Source organism: Streptomyces sp. W16, assembly GCF_033194735.1.
Taxonomy (GTDB): domain Bacteria; phylum Actinomycetota; class Actinomycetes; order Streptomycetales; family Streptomycetaceae; genus Streptomyces.
Genome location: NZ_JAWOAI010000232.1, coordinates 1 through 15,072, shown reverse-complemented (window position 1 = coordinate 15,072; position 15,072 = coordinate 1). Strand labels below are relative to the sequence as shown.

Sequence of the window (15,072 nt, the reverse complement as noted above, 5' to 3'; positions counted from 1 at the left end):
ACCCAGCGCCCACGACCGCACCGCGCCGCTTCGTCGTCCCCGTCGTCTACGGCGGCGAGCACGGACCGGACCTGCCGGACGTGGCCGCCCAACTCGGCCTGTCCGAGGGCGAGATCATCGCCCTGCACTCCGGAACCGACCTCACCGTCCGCTGCCTCGGCGCACCCGCAGGAGCCCCGATGACGGACGGACCGCCCTTCCCGAAACCCGTGCCGCGGCTCGCCTCGCCCCGCACCCGCGTCGACGCCGGCTCGGTCGCGGTCGCCGGACGGCAGGCGGTCATCTGCCCGATGCCCTCGCCCGGCGGCTGGCCGCTCCTGGGCCGCACCCCCGTGCGCGTCCTCGACCTGCACAGCGACCCGATCACCGCGTATCGCCCCGGCGACACGTTCCGCTTCCGGCCCATCGACCCCCAACAGTGGGACGCATACGCCGACTTGAGCCTCGCGGACTGTACGGATCCGGTGGTGCGCCATGGCTGACACCCTCACCATCCGCACCGCCGGCATCGTCACCGTGCAGGACCTCGGCCGCGTCGGCCGCTCCCGCTACGGCCTGCCCGCCAACGGAGCCGCCGACCAGCACTCGGCCCGCGTCGCCAACGTCCTGTGCGGCAACCACGACCGCGCCCCGCTGCTGGAGATCACCGCCCTCGACTTCGCCTGCGTCCCCTCCGGCGACACCCTCATCGCGGTGACGGGCGCCCCCGCCGAGGTCACCGTCGAAGGAGTCGTACGACCGCAGTGGGAACCGGTCCCCGTCCGGGCCGGCGAAACCATCCGCGTCACCGGCATCCACCGAGGCCTCCGCGTCTACCTGGCCGTACTCGGCTCGTTCGAGACCGACCAGCTCCAGGGCAGCTGCGCCCCCGACACAATCCTGGGCTTCGGCCCCACCCTGACCGCCGGCGACGAACTCGCCCTGCGCACCGCCTGTCCGCCCATCGACCACCCCTTCTCGCGGATCCCGCTGTTCCGCCTGAACGCGCCGGTCCCCCCGTTCCCCACCAGCTGGACCATCGACGTCACCGACGGCCCCGACCGGGCCGAGTTCGGCGACACGGGCCGGCGCCTGTTCGACGTCCCCTTCACGGTCACCCCGCGAAGCAACCACATCGGGCTGCGCCTCCAGGGCGCAGTACCCCGCCGGGTCACCAAGGGCGAGGTCCTCTCCCGAGGCGTCCCCATCGGCGCAGTCGAAGTACCCGCCGGGGACGAACTCCTCGTACTCCACCGCGGTCGCGGTGTCACGGCCGGCTACCCCGTCCTCGCCGTAGTCACCGCCACCGGCCTGTCCGCCCTGGGCCAGGTCCGCCCCGGCCAGACCATCCACTTCCGCCACCGCACCCTCGCCCAGGCGACCACCGCCCACCGCGCCCAACGCCAAGCGATAGACGCCCTGAGAACCAGAGTCCACACAGCCTTCGAGGCCCTGCGCATCCGCGCACCCGCGGTGACCTGACGCCCCGCACCTCTTCAACACAGGCCCACGTCCGAAGGGCCGCGCGGACCTCTTCAACACAGGCCGGCTTCAAAGGGGCGCGGGGAACTGCGCGACCAGCCCCCACCGGCCCGCACAAAACCCACAACCGCTGCCCCCCCCCACCCGCACATAGCCCACCCGCACACAAAACCCACCCGCACCCGCTCACCCGCTTCCCGCTCACCCGCTGGAAGCACCCCGCACGGAGCCGCATAGCCCCTCGTCCCGCCCCCTGCCCAGACAGGAGACGCCATGAGTACCGTGGCCGCTCAGCCAGTCCCCAACACGGTCGATCCCAGAACCGCCCGCAAGGTCACCCTCGCGGGATGCGTCGGAATCTTCGCCGAGCTCTACGACAACGGCATCTTCGGCTTCATGGCCGGATCGCTCGCCGCCGTCTTCTTCCCGAACACGGACAACGCGACCGCCGTCCAGTTCGTCTTCCTCGGCTACGCCGTCTCCTTCTTCTTCCGCCCCCTCGGCGCCGTCATCTGCGGCCACCTCGGCGACCGCATCGGACGCCAGCGCATGCTGGTCTTCGTCATCCTCCTCATCAGCGCTGCCACCGCGGCCATCGGCGTGCTGCCCACCTACGCCGGCATCGGCATCGCCGCACCCGCCCTGCTGATCCTGCTGCGCGTCGCGCAGGGCTTCTCCGTCGGCGGCGAGGCCTCCGGCGCGATGAGCTTCCTCGCCGAGCACGCCCCGGAGGGCAAGCGCGGCCTGTACACCAGCTACGCGCAGATCGCGTCGTTCCTCGCGCTGCTCACCGGCACCCTGGTTGCCGCCGCCATGACCAGCGGCCTCGGCTCCGCGCGCATGGAGTCCTGGGGCTGGCGCATCCCGTTCCTGCTGGCCGTCCCGCTCGGCATCGCCGGCATCTACATCCGCAAGCGCATCAGTGACACGCCCAACTTCACGCGCCTGAAGGAAGAGGACGGACTCTCCAAGAACCCCCTCAAGGAGGCGTTCGCCTCCGCCGAGCACCGCCGGGCCATGCTGCTGGCCCTGTTCATCCCCCTGATGAATGGCTCCGGCTACTACGTCCTGTTCAGCTACATGCCCACCTTCATGAGCAGCGAGCTGAACTTCAGCAAGGTGCAGGGCCTCCTCGTCACCGCGTCCAGCCTGGTCGCGATCTGTATCGCCATCCCCTACATGGGCCGTCTCTCCGACTGTATCGGCCGCAAGAAGGTCCTCGCCGGAGCAGCCGTCGCCATGGCGATCGTCGGCATCCCCTGCTACCTGCTGATCGGCACCGGCAATGTCGCCCTCGCGGTCATCGGCGCCTGCATCATGGCGGTCGTGTTCGCCGGCCACACAGGTGTCATCCACATCCTGCTCGTCGAACTCTTCCCGACCCGTGTGCGTTACTCCGCCTACGGCCTCGGCTACAACGTCTCCTCCGCCCTCTTCGGCGGCACCGCCCCCTTGCTGATGACCTACCTCATCGCCCAGACGGGCAACGTCAACATGCCGGCCTTCTACGCCGTCATCACGGCCCTGGGCACACTCCTCGCCGTGTCCAAGGTGAAGGACCGCGCCCACCTGCCCCTGCGCGACGCCTGACAGCCCGAGGCATCCAGGCATCCAGGCATTCCGGCACCCGCACGCCCGCGCACCCCCCACCCCGCACAACAAGGAGCACCTCAGCATGCCCATCTCCGACTACAGGACGGCCCTCGTCACCGGAGCGTCGACCGGCATCGGAGCCGTGGTCGTCGAACGGCTCGCCAAGCGCGGCCTCGAAGTACACGCCGTGGCCCGCAACGCCGACCGGCTCAACACCCTTGCCGACGAGACCGGTTGCATCCCGCACGCCGTCGACATCACCGACACCGAGGCGCTCACCGCCGTCCTCGACGGCCTGGAGATCGACGTCCTCGTCAACAACGCGGGCGTCTCCCGCACCGGCAACATCCTCACCGCCGACGAGTTCGCGATCGACGAGCAGATCGCCGTCAACATCCAGGCCGTCCTGCACCTGGTCCGCCTGCTGATGCCCGGCATGGTCGAGCGCGACCTCGGCCACATCGTCAACATCAGCTCCATCGCCGGCGTCTACAACTTCGGCGGCAACACGATCTACCACGCCACCAAGGCAGCCGTGCACACCCTCTCCCGCCAGCTCCGCGTCGACGGCTACGGCCGCCGGGTCCGCGTCAGCGAGATCTGCCCCGGCCGCGTGGAGACCGAGATCTTCGGCCGCCTCCTCGGCGACATGGAGGCCGCCCAGCGCGAGTACTACGACGGCTACGAGTCCCTCAAGCCCGAGGACATCGCCGACGCCATCGAGTTCGCCGTCGACTCGCCCCGGCACGTCAACATCGGCCACATCGAGATCCTGCCCACCTTCCAGGTGCCCGGCGGCCTCAACTTCGAGCGCAGGGAGGGCTGATCACATTGAAGACGGCAGAGCGACTGCGCCGTATCAAGCCCTCCCCGAGCACGGCGGCGGCCCAGCGCGTACGCGAGCTGAAGAGCCAGGGGCTCACCATCCTCGACCTGACGGTCGGCGAGCCGGACTTCGACACCCCCGACCACGTCAAGGCCGCCGCGATCCGGGCCATCGAGGCGGGCGAGACCAAGTACACGCCGGTGAACGGCACTTCGGCCCTGCGTGCCGCGATCGCCGGCAAACTCCGCGAGCGCCACGGCCTGGAGGTCACCGACTCCCGCATCACCGTCGGCGGCGGCGCCAAGCAGGTCATCTTCCTCGCCCTGATGGCCACGTTGGACGAGGGCGACGAGGTCGTCGTCCCCGCCCCGTACTGGGTGTCGTACCCGGACATGGTCCGCGCCAACGACGGCACCCCGGTCATCGTCGACTGCCCGGAGGCGGAGGGCTTCAAGCTGACCCCGGAGCGCCTCAAGGCGGCCCTCACCGAACGCACCCGCTGGGTCGTCCTCAACACCCCGGGAAACCCGACCGGATCCGCCTACACCACCGGCGAACTCCGCGCCCTCGCCCAGGTGTTGCTCGCCCACCCGCACGTCGGCGTCCTCACCGACGAGATCTACGACGAGATCTGGTACGGCGACCAGGACGCCCCGTCCCTCGCGGCCGTCGAACCGGGCCTGGCCGACCGGGTGTTCCTCACCAACGGCGTCTCCAAGACGTACGCGATGACGGGTTGGCGTATCGGATACGGGGTCGGCCCCGCGGACCTGGTCACCGCGATCAACACCCTCCAGTCGCAGACCTCTTCGTGCCCCTCCTCGGTGAGTCAGGCCGCCGCTGCCGCCGCCCTCACCGGACCGCAGGACTTCGTCCAGGACACCGTGCGCGTCTACCGCGCCCGCCGCGACGAGACCGTGAAGCTCGTCAACGACGTGCCCCAGCTCAGCTGCACCGTCCCGGACGGCGGCTTCTACCTCCTGGTCAACTGCCGGGCGGCCATGGGGCAGTTCACCCCTGCCGGCACCCGGATCGAGAACGACGAGGACTTCGCGCTGCACCTCCTCGACAGCCAGCAGGTGGCGGTGATCCACGGAACGGCGTACGGCGCCCCCGGCTACTTCCGTATCTCCTTCGCCACCTCGACGGACGTCCTCACCGAGGCCTGCGAACGCATCGCGACGGCCTGCGCGGAACTGACCAACGCCCCCTCCGAGCACGCTTCCTGAAAGGTCGTCATGATCCGCGTCAGCACGAAGTTCGAGCGGCCGGAGCCGGCCCTCGTCAAGCAGCTCAGCGCTTTCTCCTCGGCCACCGTCCACGAGGCACAGGGCCGCCTCGGGGCACTGGACTCGGCCATCAAGCCGGTCGACCGCACCATGTCCCTGTGCGGCCCCGCCTTCACGGTCCAGTGCGCCCCGCGCGACAACCTGATGCTCCAGACCGCCATCGCCTACGCCCGCCCCGGCGACGTCGTGGTCGTGTCCGCCGGCAACTACGAGGAAGCCGGCTCCTTCGGTGACGTCCTCGCCAACGCCTGCCAGTCCAAGGGCCTCGCAGGCCTGATCACCGACACGGGCGTCCGCGACACCGAGGACCTGCGCGCCCTGGGCTTCCCGGTCTTCTCCCGCAGCGTCTCCATCAAGGGCACGGTCAAGGAGACCGTCGGCCCCATGTGCGAACCGGTCACCATCGGCGGGGTACTCGTCCGCCCCGGCGACATCATGCGCGCCGACGCCGACGGCGTGGTCGTCGTCCGCCGCGAGGACGCCGCCGAGGCGGCCACGGCCTCGCAGGAACGGGTCGACGCCGAGGCGGGGTTCATCGCCGCGTACCGGGCCGGCAAGACGGTGATCGAGATGTGCGGCCTCGCGCCGGTGCTGGCGGCGAAGGGCCTGGTCATCGAGGAGTAGTTCGCCGGCCGCCGGTGATGCCGGGTCTCCCGTACGCCGTGGGCGGTCGGCCGAGGAGCCTTCCGAACGCGGCCGTGTAGGCGGCGGGGTTGTCGTAGCCCAGCATGGTCGCGATGCGTGTGACGGGCGTGCCGGTGGCGAGGTGCCGCAGGGAGTGCAGGACGCAGGCGCGTTGCCGCCACTGCGAGAAGCTCAGGCCGGTGTCGCGCCGGAACAGGCGGGCGAGGGTGCGTTCGCTGATGTTGAGGGCCGCGCACCAACGCGCGGGCGGGTCATGGATGTTCGGCTTCCGCAGGAACGCCTCGCACAGGCCGCGCAGCCCGGGATCGGACGGCAGCGGAACGTCGAGCGGCAGCGGGGTGAGGTTCCTGAGCTCGTGCAGGATGAGGTCGGCGACCGCCGCGTCGCGGCTGTGCTCGGGGTAGCGCGGCTCCATCCCGACGGCCTCGACGATGAGCGTCCGCAGCAGGGCGGAGACGTCGACGGCTTGGCAGCGGGCGGGAAACCACGGCACGGCGGCGGGTTCGACGTAGAGGCTGCGGGTACTGACCCCCGTCATGGTGACCTGGTGCCGGGCCATGGGCGGGATCAGTACCGCGCGGGCGGTGGGAATCGTCCAGCTGCCGTCCGCCGTCTCGACCCGCATGACCCCGGTGGCCGCGTACAGGACCTGGGCACGCCGGTGCTCGTGCCAGACCAGCAGATGGTCCTGGGGGTAGTCGGTGCCGATGGCCAGCACCGCGCGGTCGAGGTTGTCCACCTCCGCGACGGGGATGTTGCGCATGCGCTGAGACTACGCGCCGTGTCTGCTGCGCGTAGGAAGTGGGCACTTCGTCGATTGCCCGCCAGGCATCACGATCCCTAGCGTCTGACCAGTGCTGATCTCGTTCTCCACTCTCCTGTTGTTCGGCTGCCTGACCGGCGTCACGACCGTGCTCTTCGGCTTCGGCGGCGGCTTCGTCACGGTGCCCGTCGTCTACGGCGTCCTGAGCGTCACGGCGCGTCCGGGAGCGGACGCCATGCATGTCGCGGTGGCGACCTCGGCGGCGGTCATGGTCGTGAACGCCGGTGCGGCGACGCTGACCCAGTGGCGGCAGGGCCGACTGCGCCGCGCGTACGTCTGGCCGCTGGCCGCGTTCATCGCGCTCGGCGCCACCGCCGGATCCTTCGCCGCCACCCTGGTCGGCGGTACGGCGCTGCGGCTGCTGTTCGCCGCCTACCTGCTGGTGACGATCACCGACTGCCTGCTGCGCAAGGGCTTCCTCTCCGTGGCGCACCGGACGCCTCCGGAGTCCCTGGGCCGGGGCACCATCACCCTCGGCGGCACGGGCATCGGCCTGGTGGCGGCCGGCCTCGGAGTGGGCGGCAGCGTCATGACGGTTCCCCTGCTGCGGCGCCGGGGCCTGCCCATGGCCGAGGCGACCGCCATGGCCAACCCGCTCAGCGTCCCGGTCGCCGTGGCAGGAACCCTCGTCTACGCCCTCGCCCCCACCGCCCACGCCGCGACCGGACACCTCGGTTACGTCGATCTCGGCGCGGGCGCCGCCCTGCTCCTCGGATCGCTGCCCACCATCGCGCTGGCACGACGGATCACCGGCCGCGTCCCGGACCGCGTCCACTCCACCGCCTACGTCACCCTGCTCGTGGTCGTCCTGATCGTGATGCTGGCCATGGGGGTGTGACGCGGGAACAGCTCGCCGCCCGGTCCCTGGCGGGCCGCGAACGCGGGCTCCCCCTACCGAGCGGTCAGGCTCCACAGATGGTCGGCCGTCCCGTTGTCGTCCCACTGCAGGACCTGCGCACCGGAGGCGGTGCTCATGTTGGTCACGCCGAGCAGCAGTCCGCTGTTGTAGTTGGCGATCTTGTACGTGCCGTCCCCAGCCGGGAGCAGCTGCCAGAGGTGGTCGGCGGTGCCGTTGTCGCCCCAGATGAGGGCGGTGCCGCCGTCCGCGGTGCTCGCGTTGGTGATGCCGAGCAGCAGCCCGCTCGCCTTGTTGGTGATCTTGTACAGCCCGGAACCGGCGGCCGTCAGCGTCCAGGACTGACTGGTACCGGTGCTCGACGTCGCCTGAACGACCGCTGTGCCTTGGGCAGTTGCGGCCCCCAGCGTGTCCAGCGCCAGCCCGCTGTTCCTGTTCTTGATCTGGTACGTCCCCGCCAGCGAGGTCGCGGTCCCGCTGGGTGTGACGACCAGGTGGTAGCCGTCGGAGGCGTTCATCGCGACGGGCACGGTGATCGAGCCGTTCGACACGGTGTAGGTGGCGTCCGAGACGGTGATCGGCGCCGAGACGGCCGTGGTCCGCCCCTTCGACGGCGTGTACTCCAGCTTGACGTGCACGGTGCTTCCGAAGGCGGACAGCGACCCAAGCCCGTTGACCTGTACGGCCGTTGAGCCGACCCCACCCCCGAAGATGACGCTGATCTGCTTCCCGTCGCCGGTCAGCGCGGCGGCGCCGTCGATGCCCGTCTGGGCCGGGGGAGTGGTGGTGAGCATGTTGCCCGACATGTCGCCATACCACTTGTAGAGCCAGTACGACCCGTTCGGTGAGCCGCCGGTGTCGGTCAGGGTGTCGCCGAGGGTGCCGTAGTGGTTCCAGAAGGCGAGTTCGGCGTCATGGACGCCGGCCCGCTCGAACTTGGCGACATAGCCCACCAGTTGACCGGGGACACCGACCTCGCTCGTCGTGCCGTACTCCTCGATCGAGATCGGACGCGGGCTGATGCCCAGGCTCGTTTCGAGCGCGCGGTACGCGGCTACGTGCGCGGCGATGTTCTGCGAGCCCTGCAGTTCGTGCCAGCTCACGATGTCGGGGACGGTGCCGCTGGCCTTGGCGTCGGTGAGGAACGTGCTCATCCAGCTCTGGTTCCACGCCGAGTAACTCGGGCCCTGGACCGGCGTGTTGGCATCCTTCCCGCGGACTTCCTTGTACGTCGTCGCCCACCCCGCGTCGAAGGCGCCGGCCGCCGAGGTGTTCCAGGTCCAGTCGGGCTCGTTCCACAGCTCGTACGCGCTGACGTTGGTGGCGCCGGAGGACTTCACAGACGCGACCTGCTTGTCCACGGCGGACAGCCAGTCGCTCCAACTCACCCACAGATAGGGGAAGTTCGGATACCAGTCGGGCATCCGGACCACCACCTTCGCACCGGCCCGCGCCGCCTTGGACGCCACGACGAGCGCGTCACCGGCAGGTTTCGGCTCCCCGTTGGGCAGTTGGGAGCCGCCCGGTGCCATCTGGACGAAGGTGTTCGGCTTGAGCGGGGTGACCAGGCTGTCGGCGGGGGTGCTCGCGTCGGCCAGACCGTAGAGGCTGCCGGTCGCCACATGGGTGACCGGGCGCAGCGTCGAGGCCGCGTTGACGACCAGGGTGGTCGCGGAGGTGGGGACGGCCTGCGCGGGGGCGGCCGTACCGAGCGCGGCGACGGCCGTGAGGGACGTGGCTCCGAGGGCGGCTCTGAGGGATATGCGGCTCATGACATGGATCTCCTCAAGGAGTGGGGGTGTGAGTAGTGGGGTGTCAGTCCTTCACCGCGCCCGCGGTCACGCCCGCGGCCACGTAGCGCTGGGCGAGGACCAGGAGGACGGCCGCCGGGATCGACGCGACGACGGCGGTGGCCATGATCGCGTTCCACTCCTGGTTGTTGTTGCCGATGTACTTGTAGATGCCGAGAGTGATCGGCCGCCAACTGCCGCCGCCGTCAAGGGTGTTGGCGAAGACGAAGTCGGACCAGGCCCACAGGAAGCCGAACAGCGAGACCGTGACGATCGCGTTGCGGCTCAGGGGCAGGACGATCGACCGGAAGGTGCGCCAGGTGCCGGCGCCGTCGATCAGGGCGGCCGAGATCAGCTCGCCGGGGATGCCCGACATGAACGCGGTGAAGATCATGACGCCGAAGGGCACGGCGATGGTGGAGTCCGCGATGATCAGTCCCCACCAGGAGTTGAGCAGGCCGAGGTCCAGGAACATGCCGTAGAAGCCCATCGCCATGACGATGCCCGGGATCATCTGGGCGATCAGCAGGCCCAGGCTCAGGGCGCCGCCGGTGCGCGGTCGCAGCTTCGCCAGCCAGTAGCCGGCCGGGGCGGCGATCAGGAGAGTCAGGGCGACCGTGCCGATCCCGATCAGCAAACTGGTGCCCAGATAGGGGAGCTGGTCGTCGAGAACCGCCCGGTAGCCCTCGAACGTGGGGTGCAGCGGGAACAGGTCGGGCGGGGACTTGCGCATGTCCTGCTGCGGGGTGAGGGACACGTTCAGCATCCAGTACACAGGGAACAGCATCAGCGCGGTGAGGAAGAGGCCGATCAGGGTGTAACGCCGCCTGCCCGTACGGGACTTCACGCCTCCTGCCTCCTCTGGACACGGATGTACAGCAGCCCGAAGACGAGCGCGATCAGGATGAGGATGTTGCCGACGGCGGCCCCCGGCCCGAACTTCGGCAGCAGCGTGCCGAATCCGAGCTGGTACGACCATGTGGCCAGCGTCGACGAGGAGTCGCCGGGACCGCCCTTGGTCATGATCCAGATCAGGTCGAACACCTTGAGCGTGTAGACCAGCCCGAGGAGCAGGGTGATCGCGGACACCGGCCGGAGCAGCGGAAACGTGATCCGCCGGAACTGCTGCCAGGCGCCGGCCCCGTCCAGGGAGGCCGCCTCGTACAACTCCGCCGGAATGTTCTGCAGCCCGCTGTAGAGGATCACCAGGTTGAACGGGATACCGATCCAGATGTTCGCGACGATCACCGAGACCAGCGCCCAGTCCGGCGAGGTGAGCCACCCGACCGGGCTCACGCCGATGAGGTGGAGCCCGTAATTCACCACGCCGGACTCGCTGTTGAACATCCACGACCAGGTGGACGCCGACACGATCAACGGCAACAGCCACGGGATCAGGAACAACGCCCGCAACGTGGAGGCCAGTCGGAAGTGCCGATTGAAGAAGACAGCGAGCGCGAGCCCGACCCCGTACTGAAAGCCGATCGACACGAACGTGAACACCATCGTGTGCCGCATGGCCGGCCCGAACGTCGGATCGTGCAGCACCGTGGAGAAGTTGTCCCACCCGGAGTACGGAGCATCCCCCTGCACGAACGACCGAACGGTGTAGTCACGCAGGCTCAGATCGAGGTTGCGATAGAGCGGGTAGGCGTAAAAGGCGCCGAGATAGACAAGCAGCGGGGCAACGAATGCGAGCGAGGCGAGCTGCCGCGCCCCAAAGGGGCGCGGGGAACTGCGCGACCAGCCCCCACCGGCCCGCAGGTTCAAAGCCACCAGTCACCCCTTGCCGGCGGCCGACTGAGCCACATCCAACGCACCCTGCGGACTCTTCCCCCCGGACAACGCCGACTGCACAGCCGTCCACAACGGCTGCGAGATCGTGGGGTACTTGGTGCCGAGCCCACCGCTGGTCCGCCCCCGAGCCGCCGCCACCGCAGTGACCCAAGGCTTCAACTCCGGGTTCTTGGAAACTTGCTGGGCCTGCACCGCAGCAGTGGGCGCCACATACATCAACGTCGTGTCGGTCGCGAGCAGACTGCCCGCACTGGTCAGACACGTCACGATCTTCTTGCTGACGCCATAGCGAGCCGTGTCCTTCTGCACCGGCACCGTCACGAACTCCCCGCCGGTCGGCACGGGAGCCGAACCCCCGTTCCGCGCAGGGATGTTGATGATCCCGTACCCGAACCCCGCCTTGTCCGCGTTGCCGAGCTGCCACGTCCCGTTCTCGCTGAACGCGTAGTCCCCCGTGGCGAACTCCTGCCAGCTGGTGGTCTGGGTGTTGTTGAGCACGTCCTTGGGCGCGTACCCCGCGTCCACCCACTCCTTCCACAGCGTCAACGCGGCAGCGCCCTGGGCGGAGTTGAGCTTGGTCAGGTCGCCGCCCGCACCCCAGAACCAGGGCAGGAACTGGAAGCTGCCCTCCTCCGTGTTGATCGCGGAGAACGTGATGCCCTTCTTCCCCGCGGCCTTGACCTTCTTCAGCGCCGCCGTCAGCGAGGCCCAGTCCTTCACGGAGGCGGGATCGACGTGCGCGGCGGTGAGGATCTTCTTGTTGTAGTAGAGGGCAAGGGTGTTGGCCCCCACGGGTATCCCGTACGCAGCCCCGTCCAGGGTGCCCGCGCCGATGATGTTCTTCTGGATCGATGACGTGTCGAGCCCGAGGTCGCTCGTCTTGTTGAGGATGCCCGCCTCGACCAGCGTGGAGACGACGGGGTTGTCCACCAGCATCACGTCCGGCGCGTTGCCCTGCTGTGCGGCCAGCAGCGCCTTGTTGCCCAGGTCCGTCGTGTCGTACGCGGTCCGCTTGATCTTCACTCCGGCCTGCGTGCCGCACTGCGCGACCCGCTTGCCCCAGTCGGAGGAGGCGTCGAACTGCGGGTAGGGGTCCCAGAAGGTGTAGGTCTTGGAGTCGCCGGAGGACGAGGAGGAACCGGAGCCCGAGCCGCACGCGGCGACGGAGACGAGCGCACTGGTCGCGGCGAGCGCGGTGAGGAGGGTTCTGCGGGTTTTTCGCACGGGAGTGACCTCGTTGTCAGGGTGAAACAGGCTGAAGGACAAGGGAGTTCAGGAGGTCGGCAGCCAGACGCGCATGCTGCCGTCCTGCCGGTTGGCCCACGCGTAGTAGGGGATCGCGGTGAGCTCGACAAAGGCGCCGGCCGATGCGGCGTCGGGTCCGGCGGCCCGGTACGGCCACCAACTCCCGTCCTCCACAAGGCGCCTGCGGTAGCCGGCCGCGACGACGGTGGTGACCCCGCCGAGCAGATCCGGGCGGTGCTTCACGGCGAGCGGGCGCGTGGGGTCCAGGACGATGTCGTCCAGTCCGCCGCCGGGGTGGTCCACTTGCTCCAGGCAGTACACGAGCGGCCCGCGCTCGATCGCGACGCAGCCGCGCACCGCGTCCACGCGCGGGTCGGCGGCGGTCAGCCGGGGTTCGAGCCTCAGCTCCAGGACGACCAGGTCACCGGGCGCCCAGGTCCGTTCGAGCCGCAGCCAGCCGCCCTCGACCGGCGCGTCCGTCCGGTCGTAGGACAACTCCCCGACGCGCACCCGGAATTCACGGCACCACTGCGGGATGCGCAGGGACAGGGCCCACGGCTGATCGGGGGTGTCCTCGACGGTGAGGGCGATCGTGCCGTGCCAGGGATAGTCGGTCTCGGCGCGTACGGACATGGCGCCGTAGGAGTAGCGGCCGGTGACGAACTGGTGGATCTGCAGGCCCTGTTCGTCGCCGGACGACAGGTAGTGCTCCAGGGAGGCCAGCAGCCGCATCACGTTCGGCGGGCAGCAGGCGCAGCGGAACCAGCGGGTGCGGCGGGCCGACTGGTCGCCGCCGGGGTCGGTGTGGCCGTCGCGGACCTGGAGCGGGTTGACGTACAGCCAGCTCTCGCCGTCGAGCGACACCCCGGCCAGGAAGCCGTTGTACAGGGTGCGTTCGATCAGGTCGGAGTAGCGGGCCTCGCCGGTGAGCAGGGCCATCCGCCAGCTCCACTGGACCGACGCGATGGCCGCGCAGGTCTCGCAGTACGCGCGCTCGTTGGGCAGTTCGTACGGGTCGCCGAAGTCCTCCTCGTCGTGGTGCGCGCCGAGGCCGCCGGTGAGGTGGGTCTTGGTGGTGGTCATCGCGTGCCACAACCGCTCGGCGGCGGACCGGAGTTCGGGATCGTCCGTCTCGGTGGCCAGGTCGGTGACCGCGGCCAGCAGATACAACTGCCGTACGGCGTGGCCTTCGACGTTGGTCGCCTCGCGCACCGGGACGCGGTCCTGGCAGTAGGCCTCGCCGCCGAGGAGGCCGTGGCCGTGCCGGTTGACGAAGTACCCGGCCAGGTCGAGGTGTGCGCGGTTACCGGTCTCCCGGTAGAGCTCGACCAGCGCGGTCTCCACCTCGGGGTGCCCGTCGATGCCGTCGATCGGCCTGCCGCTGCCGGGCGGCCCGAAGACGAGGCCGAGGTGCTCGGCGAACCCGCGTGCCACATCGAGGAGTTCGGGTCGGCCGGTGGCCCGGTGATGGGCCACCGCCGCCTGGATCAGATGACCCGCGCAGTACAACTCGTGTCCCCAGCGCAGGTCTTGGTAGCGCGCGCCGCCCTCCCGCACCTGGAACCAGGTGTTGAGGTAGCCGTCGGCCTGTTGCGCGTCCGCGACCAGGGCGATGATCCGGTCGACCGCCGACTCCAGTTCGCCGTCGGGCTGTTGGGCGAGTTGCCAGGAGGCGGCCTCCAGCCACTTGTAGACGTCTGTGTCGACGAACGGGTACGCGCCCCGGTACTCGCCCTCGGCGGTGCCGGCCGCCAGCCGCAGGTTGTGCAGATTGCCCGCCGACTCCAGCAGTTCCGGGCCCTGGGGGAGGGAGACCCGCGCGTTGACCTCGCGGCGGGTGTGCCAGAAGCCCGCGTCGACATCGGCGGTGGCGGGCCGCAGTGCCGCGCGGGCGGCCGGGCCGAGCCGGACCGGGCCGCGGGGGGAGGGGGCGGAAGGGATGCGGGGCATGGCTCTCCGGTTCTGCTCAGGAACTCGTTTGAGTAATCGTTTTCCTGGAGGAGAGTAGAGGGGAACGACAGAGTCTGGTCAAGTGGCAGAGCAAAGGTTTTTTCAGCTTGCCTGGGGGCTGCTACTGTCGCCGATGAGGCCGTCAGCGCCGACATGCAGCCGACGCGAAGGAAAAGGATTGCCCGTGACCTCTGCTCCTCGTTCGCCCTCCGCGGGCCGGGCCAGACTCGCCGATGTCGCCGCGCTCGCGGGCGTCAGCGTGGGCACCGCGTCGAAGGCGCTGAACGGCGGCGGACGGATGCGGCCCGAGACCCGGCAGCGGGTGCTGGACGCGGTCGAGGCCCTCGGATTCCGGCCGAACCAGAACGCGCAGAGCCTGCACACCGGCCGGAGTTGGACGGTCGGCCTGATGACCACGGACGGCATCGGCCGGTTCAGCACGCCGGTGCTGCTGGGCGCCGAGGACGCGCTCGGAGCCGGCAAGATCTCCGTGCTGCTGTGCGACACCCGGGGCGACGCGATCCGCGAACAGCACCATCTGCGCAACCTCATGGACCGCCGGGTCGACGGCATCATCGTCACCGGCCGCCGCACCGACCCGCGCCCCCCGCTCGCCGGCGTCGACGAGGTCCCGGTGGTCTACGCGCTGTCCCCGTCCACCGACCCGGACGACACCTCCGTGGTCTCCGACGACGAGGGCGGCGCGCACCTCGCCGTAGAACATCTGCTGGCCACCGGCCGCACCCGGATCGCGCACATCACGGGCCCGGCCCACCACGCCGCCGCCCGCGACCGGG

At 69.7% G+C, this 15,072-nt stretch carries 14 protein-coding genes; 8 read left to right on the top strand and 6 right to left on the bottom strand.

Annotation, left to right across the window (positions count from 1 at the left end; all coding sequences use genetic code 11):
• From R6V09_RS27940 to R6V09_RS27915, 6 genes are all read left to right on the top strand, one after another.
• Positions 1–482: 5-oxoprolinase subunit B family protein (locus R6V09_RS27940; RefSeq protein WP_317884206.1), on the top strand; the 482-nt coding region annotated here is incomplete at its 5' end.
• Entirely contained in the window at positions 475–1,461 is a 987-nt protein-coding gene (locus R6V09_RS27935; protein WP_317884205.1) for a biotin-dependent carboxyltransferase family protein, read from the top strand. The genes R6V09_RS27940 and R6V09_RS27935, both read left to right, overlap by 8 nt.
• A gap of 273 nt (positions 1,462–1,734) precedes the next feature.
• Positions 1,735–3,051: an MFS transporter gene (locus tag R6V09_RS27930; RefSeq protein ID WP_317884204.1), complete on the top strand. Its 1,317-nt coding sequence runs from the start codon at positions 1,735–1,737 to the stop codon at positions 3,049–3,051.
• Positions 3,052–3,136: 85 nt separating this feature from the next.
• Positions 3,137–3,880, top strand: coding sequence for an SDR family oxidoreductase (locus R6V09_RS27925; protein ID WP_317884203.1), 744 nt, complete (start codon positions 3,137–3,139; stop codon positions 3,878–3,880).
• A 5-nt stretch (positions 3,881–3,885) separates the two neighbouring features.
• Positions 3,886–5,109: an aspartate transaminase gene (locus R6V09_RS27920; RefSeq protein WP_317884202.1), complete on the top strand. Its 1,224-nt coding sequence runs from the start codon at positions 3,886–3,888 to the stop codon at positions 5,107–5,109.
• Positions 5,110–5,118: 9 nt separating this feature from the next.
• Positions 5,119–5,793 carry a 4-carboxy-4-hydroxy-2-oxoadipate aldolase/oxaloacetate decarboxylase gene (locus tag R6V09_RS27915; RefSeq protein WP_317884201.1) on the top strand — a complete coding sequence of 225 codons (675 nt, stop codon included), beginning with the start codon at positions 5,119–5,121 and terminating at the stop codon, positions 5,791–5,793.
• On the opposite strand, the gene R6V09_RS27910 is transcribed toward R6V09_RS27915, so the two are convergent.
• Complete coding sequence (locus tag R6V09_RS27910; RefSeq protein ID WP_317884200.1) at positions 5,780–6,577, bottom strand: AraC family transcriptional regulator; 798 nt, start codon at positions 6,575–6,577, stop codon at positions 5,780–5,782. The two genes, R6V09_RS27915 and R6V09_RS27910, sit on opposite strands and share 14 nt — an antisense overlap.
• A gap of 91 nt (positions 6,578–6,668) precedes the next feature.
• On the opposite strand from R6V09_RS27910, the gene R6V09_RS27905 reads away from it, so the two are divergent.
• The gene (locus R6V09_RS27905) at positions 6,669–7,475 is read left to right on the top strand and encodes a sulfite exporter TauE/SafE family protein (protein ID WP_317884199.1); all 807 of its coding nucleotides are present in this window, start codon (positions 6,669–6,671) and stop codon (positions 7,473–7,475) included.
• A 53-nt stretch (positions 7,476–7,528) separates the two neighbouring features.
• On the opposite strand, the gene R6V09_RS27900 is transcribed toward R6V09_RS27905, so the two are convergent.
• The 5 genes from R6V09_RS27900 to R6V09_RS27880 are packed head-to-tail and all read right to left on the bottom strand — an operon-like array spanning position 7,529 to position 14,275.
• On the bottom strand, positions 7,529–9,265 hold the full coding sequence (locus tag R6V09_RS27900; RefSeq protein ID WP_317884198.1) for an RICIN domain-containing protein: 1,737 nt from the start codon (positions 9,263–9,265) through the stop codon (positions 7,529–7,531).
• A 43-nt stretch (positions 9,266–9,308) separates the two neighbouring features.
• Entirely contained in the window at positions 9,309–10,130 is an 822-nt protein-coding gene (locus R6V09_RS27895; protein ID WP_317884197.1) for a carbohydrate ABC transporter permease, read from the bottom strand.
• Complete coding sequence (locus R6V09_RS27890) at positions 10,127–11,047, bottom strand: carbohydrate ABC transporter permease (protein WP_442810149.1); 921 nt, start codon at positions 11,045–11,047, stop codon at positions 10,127–10,129. Before R6V09_RS27890 ends, R6V09_RS27895 begins: the two co-directional genes overlap by 4 nt.
• Before the next feature lie 15 nt (positions 11,048–11,062).
• On the bottom strand, positions 11,063–12,304 hold the full coding sequence (locus tag R6V09_RS27885) for a sugar ABC transporter substrate-binding protein (protein WP_317884196.1): 1,242 nt from the start codon (positions 12,302–12,304) through the stop codon (positions 11,063–11,065).
• A gap of 48 nt (positions 12,305–12,352) precedes the next feature.
• A complete protein-coding gene (locus tag R6V09_RS27880) occupies positions 12,353–14,275 on the bottom strand; it encodes a glycoside hydrolase family 127 protein (protein WP_317884195.1) in 1,923 nt (640 codons plus the stop codon).
• Between the two features lie 184 nt (positions 14,276–14,459).
• On the opposite strand from R6V09_RS27880, the gene R6V09_RS27875 reads away from it, so the two are divergent.
• Positions 14,460–15,072, top strand: a 613-nt coding sequence (locus R6V09_RS27875) for a LacI family DNA-binding transcriptional regulator (protein ID WP_317884194.1), incomplete at its 3' end; no start/stop codon positions are given.

Coding starts and splice junctions, on each gene's coding strand:
- R6V09_RS27935 (WP_317884205.1), top strand. CDS start 475: ATGGCTGACACCCTCACCATCCGCACCGCCGGCATCGTCACCGTGCAG.
- R6V09_RS27930 (WP_317884204.1), top strand. CDS start 1,735: ATGAGTACCGTGGCCGCTCAGCCAGTCCCCAACACGGTCGATCCCAGA.
- R6V09_RS27925 (WP_317884203.1), top strand. CDS start 3,137: ATGCCCATCTCCGACTACAGGACGGCCCTCGTCACCGGAGCGTCGACC.
- R6V09_RS27915 (WP_317884201.1), top strand. CDS start 5,119: ATGATCCGCGTCAGCACGAAGTTCGAGCGGCCGGAGCCGGCCCTCGTC.
- R6V09_RS27910 (WP_317884200.1), bottom strand. CDS start 6,577: ATGCGCAACATCCCCGTCGCGGAGGTGGACAACCTCGACCGCGCGGTG.
- R6V09_RS27900 (WP_317884198.1), bottom strand. CDS start 9,265: ATGAGCCGCATATCCCTCAGAGCCGCCCTCGGAGCCACGTCCCTCACG.
- R6V09_RS27880 (WP_317884195.1), bottom strand. CDS start 14,275: ATGCCCCGCATCCCTTCCGCCCCCTCCCCCCGCGGCCCGGTCCGGCTC.